16 protein-coding genes are annotated in these 14,458 nt (G+C 53.6%); 2 read left to right on the forward strand and 14 right to left on the reverse strand.

Going from position 1 to position 14,458, the window contains the following annotated elements; translation table 11 throughout:
- Positions 1 to 508: 508 nt before the first annotated feature.
- The 3 genes from RWM61_RS14695 to RWM61_RS14705 all read right to left on the reverse strand — a co-directional run bounded on the left by RWM61_RS14695 (position 509) and on the right by RWM61_RS14705 (position 2,181).
- Positions 509 to 1,201 (reverse strand): ArsR family transcriptional regulator, encoded by a 693-nt coding sequence (locus RWM61_RS14695; RefSeq protein ID WP_314002093.1) that lies wholly within the window; start codon positions 1,199 to 1,201, stop codon positions 509 to 511.
- A gap of 118 nt (positions 1,202 to 1,319) precedes the next feature.
- The gene (locus RWM61_RS14700; RefSeq protein WP_314002095.1) at positions 1,320 to 1,742 is read right to left on the reverse strand and encodes a HepT-like ribonuclease domain-containing protein; all 423 of its coding nucleotides are present in this window, start codon (positions 1,740 to 1,742) and stop codon (positions 1,320 to 1,322) included.
- A gap of 151 nt (positions 1,743 to 1,893) precedes the next feature.
- Entirely contained in the window at positions 1,894 to 2,181 is a 288-nt protein-coding gene (locus RWM61_RS14705; protein ID WP_314002149.1) for a Dabb family protein, read from the reverse strand.
- A gap of 146 nt (positions 2,182 to 2,327) precedes the next feature.
- Here RWM61_RS14705 and RWM61_RS14710 point away from each other — a divergent pair, with 146 nt between their 5' ends.
- Positions 2,328 to 2,579, forward strand: coding sequence for a hypothetical protein (locus RWM61_RS14710; RefSeq protein WP_314002097.1), 252 nt, complete (start codon positions 2,328 to 2,330; stop codon positions 2,577 to 2,579).
- A 40-nt stretch (positions 2,580 to 2,619) separates the two neighbouring features.
- On the opposite strand, the gene RWM61_RS14715 is transcribed toward RWM61_RS14710, so the two are convergent.
- The 5 genes from RWM61_RS14715 to RWM61_RS14735 all read right to left on the reverse strand — a co-directional run bounded on the left by RWM61_RS14715 (position 2,620) and on the right by RWM61_RS14735 (position 5,396).
- Positions 2,620 to 3,006 (reverse strand): cytochrome C oxidase subunit II, encoded by a 387-nt coding sequence (locus tag RWM61_RS14715; RefSeq protein WP_314002099.1) that lies wholly within the window; start codon positions 3,004 to 3,006, stop codon positions 2,620 to 2,622.
- 125 nt (positions 3,007 to 3,131) lie between these two features.
- Positions 3,132 to 3,533, reverse strand: a complete 402-nt coding sequence (locus tag RWM61_RS14720; RefSeq protein WP_314002101.1) for a hypothetical protein — start codon at positions 3,531 to 3,533, stop codon at positions 3,132 to 3,134.
- Positions 3,534 to 3,649: 116 nt separating this feature from the next.
- A complete protein-coding gene (locus tag RWM61_RS14725) occupies positions 3,650 to 4,066 on the reverse strand; it encodes a phage holin family protein (protein ID WP_314002103.1) in 417 nt (138 codons plus the stop codon).
- A gap of 15 nt (positions 4,067 to 4,081) precedes the next feature.
- Positions 4,082 to 4,831: a glucosaminidase domain-containing protein gene (locus RWM61_RS14730; protein WP_314002105.1), complete on the reverse strand. Its 750-nt coding sequence runs from the start codon at positions 4,829 to 4,831 to the stop codon at positions 4,082 to 4,084.
- 199 nt (positions 4,832 to 5,030) lie between these two features.
- Positions 5,031 to 5,396 carry a hypothetical protein gene (locus RWM61_RS14735; protein ID WP_314002106.1) on the reverse strand — a complete coding sequence of 122 codons (366 nt, stop codon included), beginning with the start codon at positions 5,394 to 5,396 and terminating at the stop codon, positions 5,031 to 5,033.
- Between the two features lie 257 nt (positions 5,397 to 5,653).
- On the opposite strand from RWM61_RS14735, the gene RWM61_RS14740 reads away from it, so the two are divergent.
- Positions 5,654 to 7,414, forward strand: coding sequence for an alpha-glycosidase (locus RWM61_RS14740; RefSeq protein ID WP_314002108.1), 1,761 nt, complete (start codon positions 5,654 to 5,656; stop codon positions 7,412 to 7,414).
- A gap of 102 nt (positions 7,415 to 7,516) precedes the next feature.
- On the opposite strand, the gene RWM61_RS14745 is transcribed toward RWM61_RS14740, so the two are convergent.
- From RWM61_RS14745 to RWM61_RS14770, 6 genes are all read right to left on the reverse strand, one after another.
- Complete coding sequence (locus RWM61_RS14745; protein WP_314002110.1) at positions 7,517 to 9,049, reverse strand: alpha-amylase family glycosyl hydrolase; 1,533 nt, start codon at positions 9,047 to 9,049, stop codon at positions 7,517 to 7,519.
- Between the two features lie 292 nt (positions 9,050 to 9,341).
- On the reverse strand, positions 9,342 to 9,899 hold the full coding sequence (locus tag RWM61_RS14750) for an alpha-amylase family glycosyl hydrolase (protein ID WP_314002151.1): 558 nt from the start codon (positions 9,897 to 9,899) through the stop codon (positions 9,342 to 9,344).
- Positions 9,881 to 10,264: an alpha amylase N-terminal ig-like domain-containing protein gene (locus RWM61_RS14755; RefSeq protein WP_314002112.1), complete on the reverse strand. Its 384-nt coding sequence runs from the start codon at positions 10,262 to 10,264 to the stop codon at positions 9,881 to 9,883. The genes RWM61_RS14750 and RWM61_RS14755 overlap by 19 nt, the downstream gene beginning before the upstream one ends.
- A gap of 9 nt (positions 10,265 to 10,273) precedes the next feature.
- Positions 10,274 to 11,146, reverse strand: a complete 873-nt coding sequence (locus RWM61_RS14760) for a sugar ABC transporter permease (RefSeq protein WP_314002114.1) — start codon at positions 11,144 to 11,146, stop codon at positions 10,274 to 10,276.
- The gene (locus RWM61_RS14765; RefSeq protein WP_314002116.1) at positions 11,143 to 12,486 is read right to left on the reverse strand and encodes a sugar ABC transporter permease; all 1,344 of its coding nucleotides are present in this window, start codon (positions 12,484 to 12,486) and stop codon (positions 11,143 to 11,145) included. The genes RWM61_RS14760 and RWM61_RS14765 overlap by 4 nt, the downstream gene beginning before the upstream one ends.
- Before the next feature lie 105 nt (positions 12,487 to 12,591).
- A complete protein-coding gene (locus RWM61_RS14770; protein ID WP_314002118.1) occupies positions 12,592 to 14,064 on the reverse strand; it encodes a maltose ABC transporter substrate-binding protein in 1,473 nt (490 codons plus the stop codon).
- Positions 14,065 to 14,458: the final 394 nt, after the last annotated feature.

Consider the following 14,458-nt stretch of genomic DNA (forward strand, 5'->3'; position numbering starts at 1 on the left):
TTTTGGAGCCAAAAGAAGGCGTCAAAATTGCGCAAGTTAAGCAAACGCGCAGGGTGACGTATCCCTTCGTGCTTGGGAATGCTCATCCCACGGCAACCGCCACGACCGGAATTAAAAGCGGCAAGAATATCTGAAGCTGCACCAAAACGCATAAAGGAACAGGTACCGCAAGTTCTGCGGAAAGGAACGACTGTGAGAGTGCGCCAGTTCGGGGCGCGGGATACGCGTCTGGTCGCGCTCGGTGCAACAGCAATTTCAAGCGTAGACCAATGTCGATATTTCTCTATAATGAGAAGAACGGTTAGTTATCCGATCTACTCAAGCTGATCTCGTCAGACCCGTTTCCTGAAAGAAAGGGATAATGCTCATAAGGAGATTGAAAGACATATACAAGCCCGGCAAACGCGCATTAACAGCAGTGCACGGCGATGTCGGACCGCATACGCAGACACAAAAAAGACTCCCATCGGAAGTCTGATTGGTAGGATAAAAGGGGGCGTCTGCGCCGTTAACGAACAGCCGTAATACGGTAGCTGCATTTGCCGCCGCCTTTGGCCAGGCATTCGGTCCGTTCGACGGCTGCGTCGAGCAAATCTTCAAACAGCGCCAGCTCGCAGCTGCAGGCCTGTTGATAGCGGCCCGCCACCTGGGCGATCGGGCAATTATATTCATGCAGCACGTAGACGGCCTGCCCGTCCTTGCGCGGCGCGCCGTCATGATTCTCGACTTCCACCATGTAGCCCCCGGCGTTCTGGATGGCCGCCAGCTCCTCTACCCGCTCGGCGAGCGGTTTGCCCTCCATGCGGGAGACATAACGTTCGAGAAGCTTGCGCTTGCGCCCCTCAAACAACCGGGTGACCAAGTCGTCCGCTTCCTCCGATTGCTCGAGTTCCTCCAGCAAATCCAGTGCCAAAACGTGGTAATTTTTTGGAAAAAAATGCTCTGCGTATTCCGTCAGTTCATAAATGTAAGCGGGCCGGCCCATCCCCTGCCGGATAACGCGGGGCGTCACGTACTCGTCCCGTTCCAGCGCGTTCAAATGCCTTCGGACCGCCATCTCGGTCAAACCGAGTGTCCGCGACAATTCGCCGACCGTGCCGGGCCCTTTCGTTTTCAACAGCTTTAACACGGCTTGCCTGGTAGATCCGTCATGCCGTGTTCCGTATTCGGGCGTCTGTTCGTCTTTATCTGCCGTCCCCAACCGCTTCACCTCCGAATACGCAACGCGCGCACCAATTCCCTTCAAGCGCCGCCTATCGATTACCGCTATTGTAACCCACTTTCCCTTGCTCGTAAATCATTGCCCGACAGCGGCGCCGTCAAGCCAATTCTCGTTCCAGATACGATTCCACCGCTTCCTTGAATGCGGGCAGCGCGCCCGAAAGCTTGGCGGCAAGCGGATGCAGCGTTTCTCTCGGCCATTCATAGTAATCCTGGACGAGCGGCCTGCGCAGCCGAACCAAAGCGAGCAGCGTTTCCTTGAGCGCCTCCGGAAATACGCCTTCGCCGCCTGTAATCTCCACGATATCCTCATAGCTGCTCGCATCGCGCATAATGAATCCGTCGATCAGACAGCTGCCGACGTCCGTGACGATCTCAATGGCGAGATGAAGCGCCCGTTCTTGCGCGAGCCCTTGAAGCAGCGTGCCGTTCCATTCGGAAGCCAACGTCCGGAACGCTTCCGCGACGTCGGGAACCGAGCGCAGCCGCTGCGCGATCTGTTCGCGGTTTACGTAATACATGCCGACGTCTCCGCCCTTTACGATTTCTTTTTTCGCGCTTTCCGTTTCAGCCAAGCGGCCATGACGATACAACTGATAATAATGACCAGCAGATAGGTCATCATTTCATAAACATCTCTCATTTCGGCAACCTCTTGTTCCGTCCCGTATTCTAGCTCTCGAAATCGACGCTGACCGACGATTCGCGGGCTTCCAGCATATGTTCGATCACTTTTCGGTGCACCGGGTGCACCTGATACGCTTCGAGCGCCTGCATCGACTCGAACTTCGTAATAAGCGCGATGTCGTACGAGCGCTCGGAATGCACAATATCGGTTCCAACCTCGAGATGCTTCAATTCGTCGATCTTGCCCTCCATCGCCTTCAACACGCCGGCCGTACGAGCGATGCTTTCAGCTCCGCGATCCTTCAGTTTGAACAACACGATATGGGTAATCATGGTTTTCCACTCCTTCATTCGCATCTTTCCGGACTCGTCCAAGCCGTCGTCAATCCCGCGACGAATGGCCGATGCCCTTTTGTCACATAATAACCGATACGGAAGTCTTGGGCAATCTTTACGTTATGAGATCGGAGGCCGGCGGCATGCAATATCGGGTGACGTTAATCGCGACGCTGTTCGCACTGGCATTGAGCTTGTATAATTACACGGGCTACGACCCGCATAACCTGTTCTTTTTCATGTTCAGCATACCGGCGTGGTTCGTCGATTTGATTGCGGACGTCCACAATGTCAGCGTTATGCTCATGTATGCCTTGACGGTTGTTTCCTATGCGCTGATCGGTTACGCGGCCGACCGCTTGATTGCAAGGCAACGCATGAAAAAAGGAGCCTGACGGCTCCTTTTGTTGTGGATGATACGGTAAATGACTCGGCTTATTTCTCTACAATCAACTTCGATTTCATGTTGGCGTGCCCCACGCCGCATGGAACGGTACAGACGATTTCATACTCGCCCGCTTTGTCGAATGTGACGTCTTGCTCCAGGGTATCTCCCTTAAGATCGATGCCCAAGTCGGGAATTCCAAGGCCATGGATACCGCTTTTATTTTTGAGAACGAGGCGGACCATATCGCCTTGCTTGACTCGATATTCCGGTTGGTCGAATACGAAGTCGTTGGACGCTTCAACTTGCATCAGCGTCATGCCTTCAGGAAGGCCGGCCGATTCATCGACGGGCTTCTCGGGAAGTCCGAATGTCAGCAGATACAGCCCCAGGACGGAAGCTCCGATGAAGACGGCGAACATTATCCATTTGTGCATTTATTCGCGCTCCCCTTTACACGTAATGTCTACTCCTTATATTACCTAAGATCGCCGCTTCTTCTCAACCTTAAACTTTCCGCGGTTAAAAGTTTTTTCGCGTTTTTGACAAAATCATGAACTTTTCAGCCCGGAAAATACCCCTTCAAAAGACGCTCCGCTTCGGTTTTGACGAATCCCCACCGCATCGTAAAACGATGATGATAGCCGCGGCATACGTACTCCGCGGTCAAGCCGTCCGTCTCGCGCCGCTCGTTGTACACCTTGATGCCGGATTCGCGAAAGCCTTTGCGGATGGCCGCCATCTCGAGCAGCACCCGATCCTGCAGTCCCCTGAGCATCGACTCGTAGAAGCGCGGAAGCTTCGCCGCCGAGGAGCCTACGACCCCGATATCGTTGTCGAGAATTCGCATTACGATGCCCAGCAGAACATAGCGCTTCACCATTGCAAGCTCTTCCTTCGTCTGCACCGGCGGACGGCTCTCGATCCCGGTGCCTCCCGCCCTGTCACTGCTTCCCGTGACCATCGGCCACCCCTCCAAACAGGAACGTTTGTTTTTATTATAGTCCGATCGAACACGTGTTCGCAAGTGGCGTCGGCCGTTAATTTTTGCCCTTCCTCATCATCCCTCAGCGCGATCGTTCACTCCCCGTCTTTCTTTCGGTCCTTGAGCGCCGCAATCAATACGCGGAGCCGTTCCGGAAAAGGCAGGCCGAGACGTCCGTAGTTTTCCGCGACGGAAATGAGCTCGTTGGCCAAGTAAAAATATGTCGCGCCTCCCAAGGCCATGTCGCCCGTTCCGAGCAGCACGTCCAGCCGGTGGGCGAGCAGCAGCACGAGCAGCGTCAGCCCTTTGCGGGCAAGCCCCCAAAAACCGATGTTGCTGCTGAGCCCCTGCTTTTGACGCAGGGCCGCCGCAACGCCCGTTATATAATCGACTCCCATGGCCACGATCAGCACCGTCAGCGCCTCCGTCCAGCCGCCGAACGCGAACGTGACGGCCGCGCCGGCCAGCGCGCAGACGGTCGCCAGAGCCCCCACCGACCATTGCCATTGCATGAATATCCCCTCCTTCTAGATGTCAATTCGGACTGTCCGCCGGTCGCCGTCCCAATGCACCCGGGCTCCGAGGGATTCCGCCAGCGCGCGGAGCGGAACGTATCCTGTCCGGTCTATAACCAATGTCGGTTGAACGGTTCCGTTCACGGTCACCTCTTGGCCGTTCCAGCCGATTTGCGCGCCCAACCGTGTACCGACGAGGCGTGCGGGCCCCCACGTCTGGCCGTCGACGACAAATCCCTTCCCGACGTCCTCGCCGTTCACTTCGACAGTGACGGTCAATGGCTCGTCCTGCGGCGGCCGGACCGGCTCATCGAATCGTTTCAGATCGTAAGCCCGGATAAGCTCTATCAGCTTGTCGGCATACCGCGGATCGGTCGCATAGCCGGTTGCCTGAAGCGCCCGCGCCTGCTCTTCCGGCGTTGCGGCAAGGCGCACGCGCTCATAACGCGGCCGCTGCATCAGCAAATCCTGATCCTTGTAATAGTCGTAGACGGAATCGTAAGCGCGAAAGTCGGCGGACACGTCGACGCGCTCGCCGTCGTAAACCTCCCAGGTGCGTTTGTTCACGGCTCGTCCCCGCCAATAAGGCGTGCGCCTGCCGTCGCCGACCTTAATTCCCCCAAGGTTGTTCCACGGATGAATGACGCCGCCCGTCTCCAGCAGGTTTTGCGCCAAACGGACCGATGGAAAAAAGGGGGATCCCTCGCTTCTGGCACGAATAGCAAGCGGCGCCAACGCCGCAACAAATTGTTCTCTGTTCATAACGGCCTCCCTCTCCCTGCGATCGGTATTCTTGTCCCCGCTTTATGCTATGCGGGCCGCTTAAAGCCCGTCACGGCATTTACGGATGCGGGCAGCGGCGACGGGTTAACGGCAGACCATTTAACGAATGAAAGCCAAGAGAAAACGTCCCAATGACGGCCTGAATGCCGCCATTGGGACGTTGTGGGTTCGTTCGATATCAAACGGTTCGGTTTCTGCGGCCGAACCGTTCCAGCCGGCTTAACCGGGACGCTTCTCCCGGTCCGGCCTTATCGCCGGCTTCCGCGATCGGCAATGGGGCAAGCCGACCGGCGTGTTCGTCTGCGGCTGTGCCGCCGCGTCCGTCCGCGCTATCCGTGCGAAGCGCTTGCAGTCTCAAATCCCTGACAAGCCCTTCCAAATAATCGACCTTCGCCGTCAACGCATGGACGGCAACCAGCAAAGATTTGCAGGAATGATCGGCGGGCGCGGAAACGTCCGTGTCCGGCAGGCCGGCCTTTCCCGCAGCATCGTCCTCCAGCAGCGCCGCAAGCTCCTCTTTCGTCAACAACGGATGTTCCCGCATGGCAATCCCTCATTACCTTTCGTATTCATTCTATCCTATTATTGTCTTTCCGATGCCGGGGAAAGTCAAGGCTAAAAGCAAGCCTTGCCCCGCAATTTACACGATTATTCCGTTATTGCCGGACATCGGGCAATTTGATATAATCGGGTTGCCGCAATAACCAATTTAAAGGCAATGCTACCGTAAAGGTACAACCTCGTTGCATGACGGAGGGTTGTATCTTTTTTATTTTGCCGACGATATGGAGGACTGCCATTATGCTGCTCGAAGCGATCGAACACCGCCCGAAGCTGAACTGGGCAAGCGCGTATGACACCGCAACGGTGGAACTGCGGATCCGGACGAAACGGGACGATATGAAATCCGTTCACGTGCTCGCAGGAGACAAGTACGATTGGAAAAGCACCAAGGTGCTGCAGCCGATGAGAAAGCTGGCGTCGGACGCCTTGTTCGATTATTGGCAAGCGTTCGTGAAGCCGCCGTTCCGCCGGTTGCGCTACGCCTTCCGGCTCGACGACGGCGACTTACGTCTGTGGCTGACGGAGCAGGGCTTCGAGGCCGAGGAGGCGGCCGAGCCGCTGCGTTTCTTCGACTTTCCCTACATCAACCCCGCCGATGTGTTCGAGCCGCCGGCCTGGGTGAAGGATGCGGTGTTCTATCAAATTTTCCCCGAGCGCTTCGCCAACGGCGATCCGTCGAACGACCCGAATGGCACCGAGCCGTGGGGCGGGGAACCGACGCCGGCCAACTTTTTCGGCGGCGATCTCCAGGGCGTGCTCGACAAGCTCGACCACCTGACGGAACTCGGCATCAACGCGATTTATTTCACACCGGTATTCGAGGCGCCTACGAATCATAAGTACGATACCCGCGATTACTACAAGGTGGACCCCGCCTTCGGCACGAACGAGCAGCTTAAAGAGCTCGTAGAGGCATGCCACGCCCGCGGCATCCGCGTCCTGCTGGACGCCGTATTCAATCATGCCGGACGCTCGTTCCCGCCGTTCGTGGATTGCCTTGCGAACGGCGAGTCGTCGCCTTATGCCGGCTGGTTTCACGTCAGGGAATGGCCGCTCGACGCGAAGGACGGCATCCCGACCTACGAAACGTTCGCCTTCGAGCGCCATATGCCCAAATTCAATACCGAGCACCCTGATGTTCAGTCTTATCTGCTCGGCGTCGCGCGTTACTGGCTGGAGGAGGTCGGCATCGACGGCTGGCGTCTCGACGTCGCCAACGAGGTGGATCACCGCTTCTGGCGCTCCTTCCGCGACACGGTGAAGAGCGTCAGGCCGGACGCCTACATTCTCGGTGAAATCTGGCACGATCCGTTAGCCTGGATGCAGGGCGACCAGTTCGACGCCGTCATGAACTATCCGTTCACGACAGCCGTGCTCGATTTCTTCGTCGAGCGCAAGCTCGACGCCAAAGGCTTCGCGGACGCGATAGGCCGGCTGCTGGCCGCCTACCCTACGAAGGTTGCCGAAGCGGCGTTCAACCTGCTCGACAGCCATGATACGCCCCGCCTGCTGACCCTGTGCGGGAACAACAAGGCGCTGATGAAGCTGGCGGCGCTCGTACAGTTTACCGTCACGGGGGCGCCGTGCGTGTATTACGGCGACGAGATCGGCTTGACGGGCGGCGCCGATCCCGGCTGCCGCAAGTGCATGGAGTGGGACGAAGAGAAGCAGGACCGCGAGCTGTTCGGGTTCTATAAACGGCTTATCGCGCTCCGCACCGGCTCCCGGGCGCTTCGCACCGGCGATTTCGGAGTCGTGCAGGCGGAAGCCGGCGGCAAGGTGCTGGCGTACAGCCGCAGCGACGACAAGGAACGGTTCGTCATCGTCGTCAACAACCGGAATGCCGAATCGTCCGCCGTGCTCACACTCGGTCCCGGCCGCTGGCGTGACGCATGGTCGGACGAGCCCGCCGCCACCCTGAACGGGCTGCTCGACCTGACGCTCGAGCCTTACGGCTACCGGATCTACAAGCGCGAAGCGGCAGCCAAGCGCAAATAGAGCAGGCGCATGCGAACGCATGCGCCTTTTACATAACCGTACGCATTTGAACCATACGAAGACGACGGCGAATCCATTTGTCCAGCTCCGGAACAGAGCATGTCATTCCTTCAAAATTGCGGAACTATATGGGGGAAGCGTTAAGCTTTTACCGTCTTCACCCAACGCACTGCCTTCTTTTGTAAACAACAGCAGGTTCGTGAACTCGTTCTGGTCGCGCAGCGTAAGCTTTTGTTCTTCTCCCGACATATTGTGTACCACGAGCACACGCTCGTCCTGCGTCATCCGCACGAATGCCGTCATTTTATCGTTGTCGCTCGGATAGTCGGCGATACTTCCGTCACGCAGCGCTTTCACTTCATTCCGCCAACCGATCAACTTGCGGTAATGGCTGAGCAGCGATTCCGGATCGCCCGATTGCCGTTCCACGGAAAGCGTTTCACTGTTGTTCCTCGTATTTTCCCAAGTCGTCTGCCCCGCTTTAGGTTCTTCATACCACAGCATCGGCTCACGGATAAACTCATCCGGTTTCATGCCCTGCATCCCGATCTCCTCGCCGTAGTAGATGAAAGGATTTCCGGGTATCGTCAGCAGCAAAGAGGCGGCCACTTTGGCTCGATCCACATTTCCTCCCAGTACGCTCATCACCCGATTCTGGTCATGGTTGCTCAGGAAAGGGGCGTCGATAAAGGCACCGTTTGACGCCTTGGCAAACAAACCATAGGCCCGCGCAATGGAAAAGCCCAAATCCGCGCCCCGCTCCCTGTTCGCCAGGTCCACCAGCTGTTGCGCAAGCCCGAAGTTAAATCCCGAATCAAACGGTTCCAGATAAGGCGCGACCGTTACCGGGGAATTTTCCCATATTTCACCCACGATGTATGCTTCGGGATTTACCTCATCCATGCCCTTGCGGAATTCGTTCCACCATGTGATGTTTTTGGCAGCCTTGTCCTCGTTGCTATAGTCGGCTTGCGTGTCAATGAAAATATGTTTGGCCGCATCCAGGCGGAAACCGTCCGCGCCTTGCTTAAGCCAAAATTGGCCGATCTTGATCATTTCCTGCCTGACTTCCGGATTGTCCAAGTTTAGATCCGGCATGCCCTCCCAGAAGGTTCCCAGGTACTTGCTGTCGCCATACGAATGCCAGGCGTTACCGCTGCCAGTGGCACTGGCCGTTTCCACTTTCTCGTCCTTGTTCTTCCATGTGTACCAAGAGCGGTATTTGCCGTCCGGATTTTTCGAATCCGTGAACCAGGGATGCTCCGAGCTGGAATGGTTCACCACCAAATCCATAATCACTTTTATGCCGCGCTTGCGGGCTTCTTCGGTTAATCGCTTGAAGTCTTCAAGCGTCCCATATTCCGGATTGATATCGTAATAATCCGTTACATCGTATCCATGGTAACTTGGAGAAGGGTTAATCGGCATGAGCCAGATTCCCCCCACGCCAAGATCGGTATCCGTATCGGGATCGCCGTCGTTCAAGTAATCCAGCTTCTCGATAACGCCGCCCAAATCCCCGATTCCGTCTCCGTTCGAATCATAAAAAGAACGGACGAAAATTTCATAAAAGACGGTAGATGGCTGTTCATCGACATCGACACCGGCATTGGCCGGCTTGGCGCTTTCCGGCAAGCGTCGTTCCTCCGCCGCCGGACTTTCCGTCCGTGCTTCATTCCGTCCTGTCTTTCGGCCCGATTCATTCCCGGTTTCGCTGCAGCCGGCCGCTACCATCACGGCCAAGAAGGCAAAGCCTATCGCACTCCGTTTAATTCCTTTCACTATACGTAGTAACACCCTTTCTATTTGAAGACCATGTATCCGTAAGGATCGATTTGAATTGTTACGGCATCCGCTGCTTTATATTCGCGCCCGGTTAATAACTCCGTCACCGTGTCCCCATCTTTTTTCCAGGGAAAGGAAACCTTCACTTCCTGCTCCCGCGGACTGTTGTTGATGAGCAGGCCGGCCGCCTGATACGGAATGCGCGCCAGAAATCGTGATCCACCTCGTTCGCCACATCCAGGCGCCATCCGTCAATTCCCGCCTCCTCCATCCAGTAACGGGCTACCTTGAGCAAATACTCCCGCACTTCCGGGTTCTTCGTATTGAGCTTTGGCATCGTGAAGACATCGTTGGTGAACGTCTCGTAATTCGTTTTCGGGCGCTGGACGATCGGAAAATCCTCGATAAAAAACCAATCGGCATATTTCAAAGCCTTGCCGCTCTTCAATACATCCTGGAACGCGAAGAACGTATCCCCGCAGTGATTGAAAATGGCGTCGAAGATGATCCGTATTCCTCTCGTGTGCGCTTCGCTCACCAGGAACTTCGCCGTGTCCAAATCGCCGAATTGGGGATCGATGCTGTAATAGTCGGTCGTATCGTATTTGTGGTTGGTGGTGGACGCAAACACCGGGGTCATATAAATGACGTTGGTCCCTAATTCCTCAAGGTAGGGAAGCTTTAAGATGATTCCCGCCAGGTCTCATACAGCTCATCCCAAGCCACTTTCGACAAAGCCAGGCTGCTCTCACGGCCCTCGGATTGGTATCGGTCCCCGTGCAGAAGACTGCAGCGGGTAACGTCTCCTTTTTTCGTACGCAATCTCACTTTCAATTCATGCTCGCCCACCGCAAAAGCAAACGGTTGATCGGCGACATGCAGCAAAGCCTCTTTAAGCAAAAGAATACACGCTCCCGAGTGTCGGATTCGTCCTGCAAATGACAGGCAGGTTACTGCGGCTGTTGCATGCCGACCCATAACGTCAAAGCGGAAAACGACATGATAGCCAGCGATATGACAACAGCGATAAATAAAAATACTTTCGTTAATCTGGACACCGGACATAACCTCCGATCATCCTTTATTGGCTCCCGCTTTCAAACCTTCGATAATATACTTCTGCAGGAAGAGGAACAGCACCGTAATCGGAATGGCCACAAGTACCGCGCCCGCGGCGAATCGGGTGAACTCGGTGTTTCCTCTGCCCGTCACCATCTCGAAAAGGCCGATGGCCAGCGTCTTATTTTCATTGGAGCGGAGTACGAGACGCGCAAAAATAAAGTCCATCCAGGGTCCGATAAAGTTACTGACCGCGATGAAGGTTAGAATCGGTACCGACAGCGGCATCATAACCTTAAAAAAGATGGTCGTATTCGAAGCCCCGTCAATTTTAGCAGCTTCCTCCAGACTGCGCGGCAGTCCGTCGAAATACCCTTTTACGAGCCAGGCTCCGAATGGAATGGAACCGCCGGCGTACACAAGGATCAAGCCCCAGTGGTTGTCAAGCAAATTTAGCTGCAGCAGCAAAATATAAATGGCGATCATGCCCATGAATCCGGGAAACATCTGCAGCACGAGCATGGTCATCAGCCCTTTTTTGCGGCCGGGGAAGCGGAACCGCGAGAAGGCATACGCCGATGTGACAATCAGGAAGGTGGAGATGAGCATGTTCATGGTTGCGATGAACAGCGTGTTCTTGTACCAGAGCAAATAATCCGTTTCCTCAATCAGTGCTTTGTAATGAGCCAGCGTCAACTGATCCGGAATAAAAGCGCTGCTGAACAGCGTATTCCCCGGGTTCATCGAACCGATCACGATCCAAATGACCGGGTAGAGGACAAAAATGGCGGTAAGAATCAGAATCAGGTAAATGAACGTAACAACCAGATTCTCCCGGACTCTCATGCCAACCGACAGGGATTGTTTGGTTCGCGCACGGTTCGTCATTGTATCATATCCTCTTCTTTAAAGGCTCTTGTTCTCCGGAAATTATAAACAGAGAAAATGGAAACGATCACGAAAATCAGGATGGATACCACAGATGCCATGTTGTACTGGTTCTGTTCGAGCGTAAGCTTGTAAATCCAGGAGATCAGAATGTCCGTCGATCCGGCGTAACTGTATGCAATGTTGGCCGGTCCGCCCTGCGTGAACAAATAAATCATGTTAAAGTTATTGAAGTTGCCGGCAAAACCCATGATCAGGAGCGGTGCGGTCGCGAACATGACGAGCGGAAACGAGATTTTCCAAAACTTCTGCCATCCGCTTGCGCCGTCCACTTCGGCCGCTTCGTACATATCCCTGTCGATGCTGGTCAGCACCCCGGACATGAGCGCCATCCAGAACGGAAAACCAAACCAAATGTTGACCGCTACAAGTGCTATTTTGGCCCATGTTGGATCGGAAAGCCACGGTATCGGATCGAATCCTAGTTTTGCTAGATACTGGTTTATAGGCCCGAACTGTCCATTAAAAATATTACGGAAAATCAAAATCGAAATAAATTGCGGTATTGCCCATGGCAAGATGAATATCGTTCTCCACAACCTCTTATAACGGATTCGTTTGTGGTTGATAATGACCGCATAAAACAAACCGGTAAAAAACGTTGTGACAGTGGCGAGAATCGACCACATTATCGTCCACCACAATACCCCATAGAATGTATTGCTCCAAATCTCCAATTTGAACAAGTTGACGAACGTCTGGAAACCGACCCAGTCGACGAGCTTTAAGGGAGGCAGAATCGGCGAAGCGTAGTTCGTAAATGCGATTAATATGCCGAATGCGAGCGGCAAAATTGTCAAGAACAGCGTGAAAAAAAAGGCGGGTGTCAGAAGAATATAGGCGTAACCGTTATCCCACGCATTCCGCAAAGATTCGGCAAACGTTTTAGGCTGCCCGCCCTGATCGATCATTGTGGCCGTTTTATGGGCGTCGATGATATTGCGGATATAGATCAAGAGAATTATAAAGATGACAATCAGGATAATAACGCCATTAATCATGAGGAAAATCGAATGGTCGCCCTGCTCGGTGATCTTTCCCCGTGCACTCCGAACCTGAGGCTGTTCACCCAGCGTATATAAACCCCACAGTCCTTTGACGATAGGTTTATACCAAACTACGATCACAAAACATTCAAGAACAACATACAGGATGCCTTTGATGAATTGTCGGTTGTAAAGCTGCCCAAATCCCATAAACAGCGCCGACAGTACCGCGCTGATGACGGCTCGTTTCAACACCGGTTTCTTGGCGGCTAATGTATTTATTTGAGGACTCATAGGAGCCACCTTTCTTTATGATCATATACCGCCCAATGTTCTCCAATCGGCGGAAACATTGGGCGGTGCAAGGCAAAGCTCTTATAAAGCGATCTTAAGGAGGTCTTATTGTTCTGTCTTTTGAATTTTGATGGCTTCCTTGATTTGCTGCACCCCTGAATCAAGAGCCTCCTTCGGAGTGGATTGCTCGTTCCAGATCGCGGCAAGAGCTGATCCCGCCGGTCCCCATACGGCAGGCATCTCCGGTATATTAGGCATTGGTACGGCAAATTGCGCTTGAGTCAAGAAGGCTGCGGCAATTTCGTCATTTTTAATGGTCTCGTTCTCGAGCAACGATTTGCGCGGCGGGAGTTCGCCCGTGATTTCAAAACGCTTAAGCAGCATTTCTTCGCTGGTGGCGAATTTGGCATACAGCGAAGCGGCTTCCGGATATTTCGTGTACGCGTTCACGTAGAAACCTTTAACGCCGGAAAAGCTTGTCGGAACCTTGCCGTTTTCGAGCTTCGGCAGCGGGACTACGCCAAAGTTGACACCCGCTTCCTTATGGCCTTTAACCGCCCACGGACCGTCGATATTAAACATCAATTTGCCTTCGTTAAATAAAGATTGCTTTACGTCATAAGTGATGTCTTCGTTCTTAAGCGGCAAAATCTCTTTTTTGAGACGCAGCATAAATTCTCCGGCTTTCACGGCGCCTTCATTGTTCAAGCCAATATCGCCAGGATCCGTGTTGTCCTTGCCGAAAACATAGCCTCCGAAGCCGCCGATGATGGAGTATGCAAAGTAGAAGTTTGCGGGTTCCATCATAAAGCCGTACTTGTTTTGAGATTTATCCGTGAATGCTTTCGATTGGGTGATAAGCTCTTCAAATGTTTGGGGCGCTTGAGCCGCGAGATCTTTATTGTAAAACAAAGCGTAGGTCTCAATATTTGTGGGGTAGCCATACATTTTACCATTCACTGAAGTGCCGTTAATCGCAGCTTCCATGAAATCCTGCTGGTATTCATCGGCGTAGAAGTTTTCCAAAACCAATCCTTCCGCAACCATTCCACCGGCACGGTCATGAGGCGCGGCGAATACGTCCGCCGCAAGACCGGCAGGACCGTCCGTTTTTAATTTGGTTGGCGCATCCGTGTGTCCGACTTCCTCGACCTTAACCGGAATTCCATATTCTTTCGTAAACTGTTCAGCCACATACTTTGACCACTCCCCTTCCTTGTCCTTGTTGTCCCACACGATCAAGGAAGCGCCTTCCTCCGGCTTAAACTCTTCTTCCGCAGCTTGATTGTTTTCCGCCGCCGCATTGTCGCCAGCGGAATTCGCGGCGCCCGAATTGTTCGTGGCCGCGCTTTTTCCGCTATTGCCCGCCGCATTGTTACTGCCGCATGCCGCAAGGGTAAACACCATTGTAAAACAGAAAATAAGTACCAACAGCCGTTTCAATTTCATCGATACCAACCCGCCTTTTCGATAATTTTTCAGAATTTCTGAAATACAAGTACAGATGTCTTCCATAACCCGCCCCGCCCTTATTTCATCCGCAGTTCCGCCGATTCCCACCCCCTTAGCGTCATTCACATCCCGATAAATCCGGTTTAGTGCAAACGTTTGAATGAATTGTCAACAAATAAAGAAAAGGCACAACCTCACCGTAATTTAATCGGTTCCGAGGTTGTACCTTCAACAGGTAGCATTGCCTTCAATTTGTCAAAGACGGCGTCGAATTTATTGGGCTTCCGCTTGCTTGCTTCCATCATACGACATTGATAAAAGCGTTTGCAATAATGAAATCAAGCGATTTTTATTGATTATTTAATCATAACAGGTCGTTTTCTTAAATTTCCTCTCTGTATCTACTCAAATCTCGAATTTATTTTAATTGTTAACGTTTTCATTTTTCTGTTGAAACCAGGTTCCCGATAGGCTATGACAGGGCGTACAAAGGATGCAAACGTTTGCCGCATGCCGGCTG

Origin of the sequence: uncultured Paenibacillus sp. (assembly GCF_963515335.1) — a bacterium.
GTDB lineage: Bacteria > Bacillota > Bacilli > Paenibacillales > Paenibacillaceae > Paenibacillus_I.

What these genes read in the sequence shown, in the direction of transcription:
- RWM61_RS14700 (WP_314002095.1), bottom strand. Translation starts at nt 1,742, where the DNA reads ATGTATTACGTAAACCGCGAACAGATCGCGCAGCGGCTGCGCTCGGTT.
- RWM61_RS14705 (WP_314002149.1), bottom strand. Translation starts at nt 2,181, where the DNA reads ATGATTACCCATATCGTGTTGTTCAAACTGAAGGATCGCGGAGCTGAA.
- RWM61_RS14710 (WP_314002097.1), top strand. Translation starts at nt 2,328, where the DNA reads ATGCAATATCGGGTGACGTTAATCGCGACGCTGTTCGCACTGGCATTG.
- RWM61_RS14715 (WP_314002099.1), bottom strand. Translation starts at nt 3,006, where the DNA reads ATGCACAAATGGATAATGTTCGCCGTCTTCATCGGAGCTTCCGTCCTG.
- RWM61_RS14720 (WP_314002101.1), bottom strand. Translation starts at nt 3,533, where the DNA reads ATGGTCACGGGAAGCAGTGACAGGGCGGGAGGCACCGGGATCGAGAGC.
- RWM61_RS14725 (WP_314002103.1), bottom strand. Translation starts at nt 4,066, where the DNA reads ATGCAATGGCAATGGTCGGTGGGGGCTCTGGCGACCGTCTGCGCGCTG.
- RWM61_RS14730 (WP_314002105.1), bottom strand. Translation starts at nt 4,831, where the DNA reads ATGAACAGAGAACAATTTGTTGCGGCGTTGGCGCCGCTTGCTATTCGT.
- RWM61_RS14735 (WP_314002106.1), bottom strand. Translation starts at nt 5,396, where the DNA reads ATGCGGGAACATCCGTTGTTGACGAAAGAGGAGCTTGCGGCGCTGCTG.
- RWM61_RS14740 (WP_314002108.1), top strand. Translation starts at nt 5,654, where the DNA reads ATGCTGCTCGAAGCGATCGAACACCGCCCGAAGCTGAACTGGGCAAGC.
- RWM61_RS14755 (WP_314002112.1), bottom strand. Translation starts at nt 10,264, where the DNA reads ATGTCCGGTGTCCAGATTAACGAAAGTATTTTTATTTATCGCTGTTGT.
- RWM61_RS14760 (WP_314002114.1), bottom strand. Translation starts at nt 11,146, where the DNA reads ATGACGAACCGTGCGCGAACCAAACAATCCCTGTCGGTTGGCATGAGA.
- RWM61_RS14765 (WP_314002116.1), bottom strand. Translation starts at nt 12,486, where the DNA reads ATGAGTCCTCAAATAAATACATTAGCCGCCAAGAAACCGGTGTTGAAA.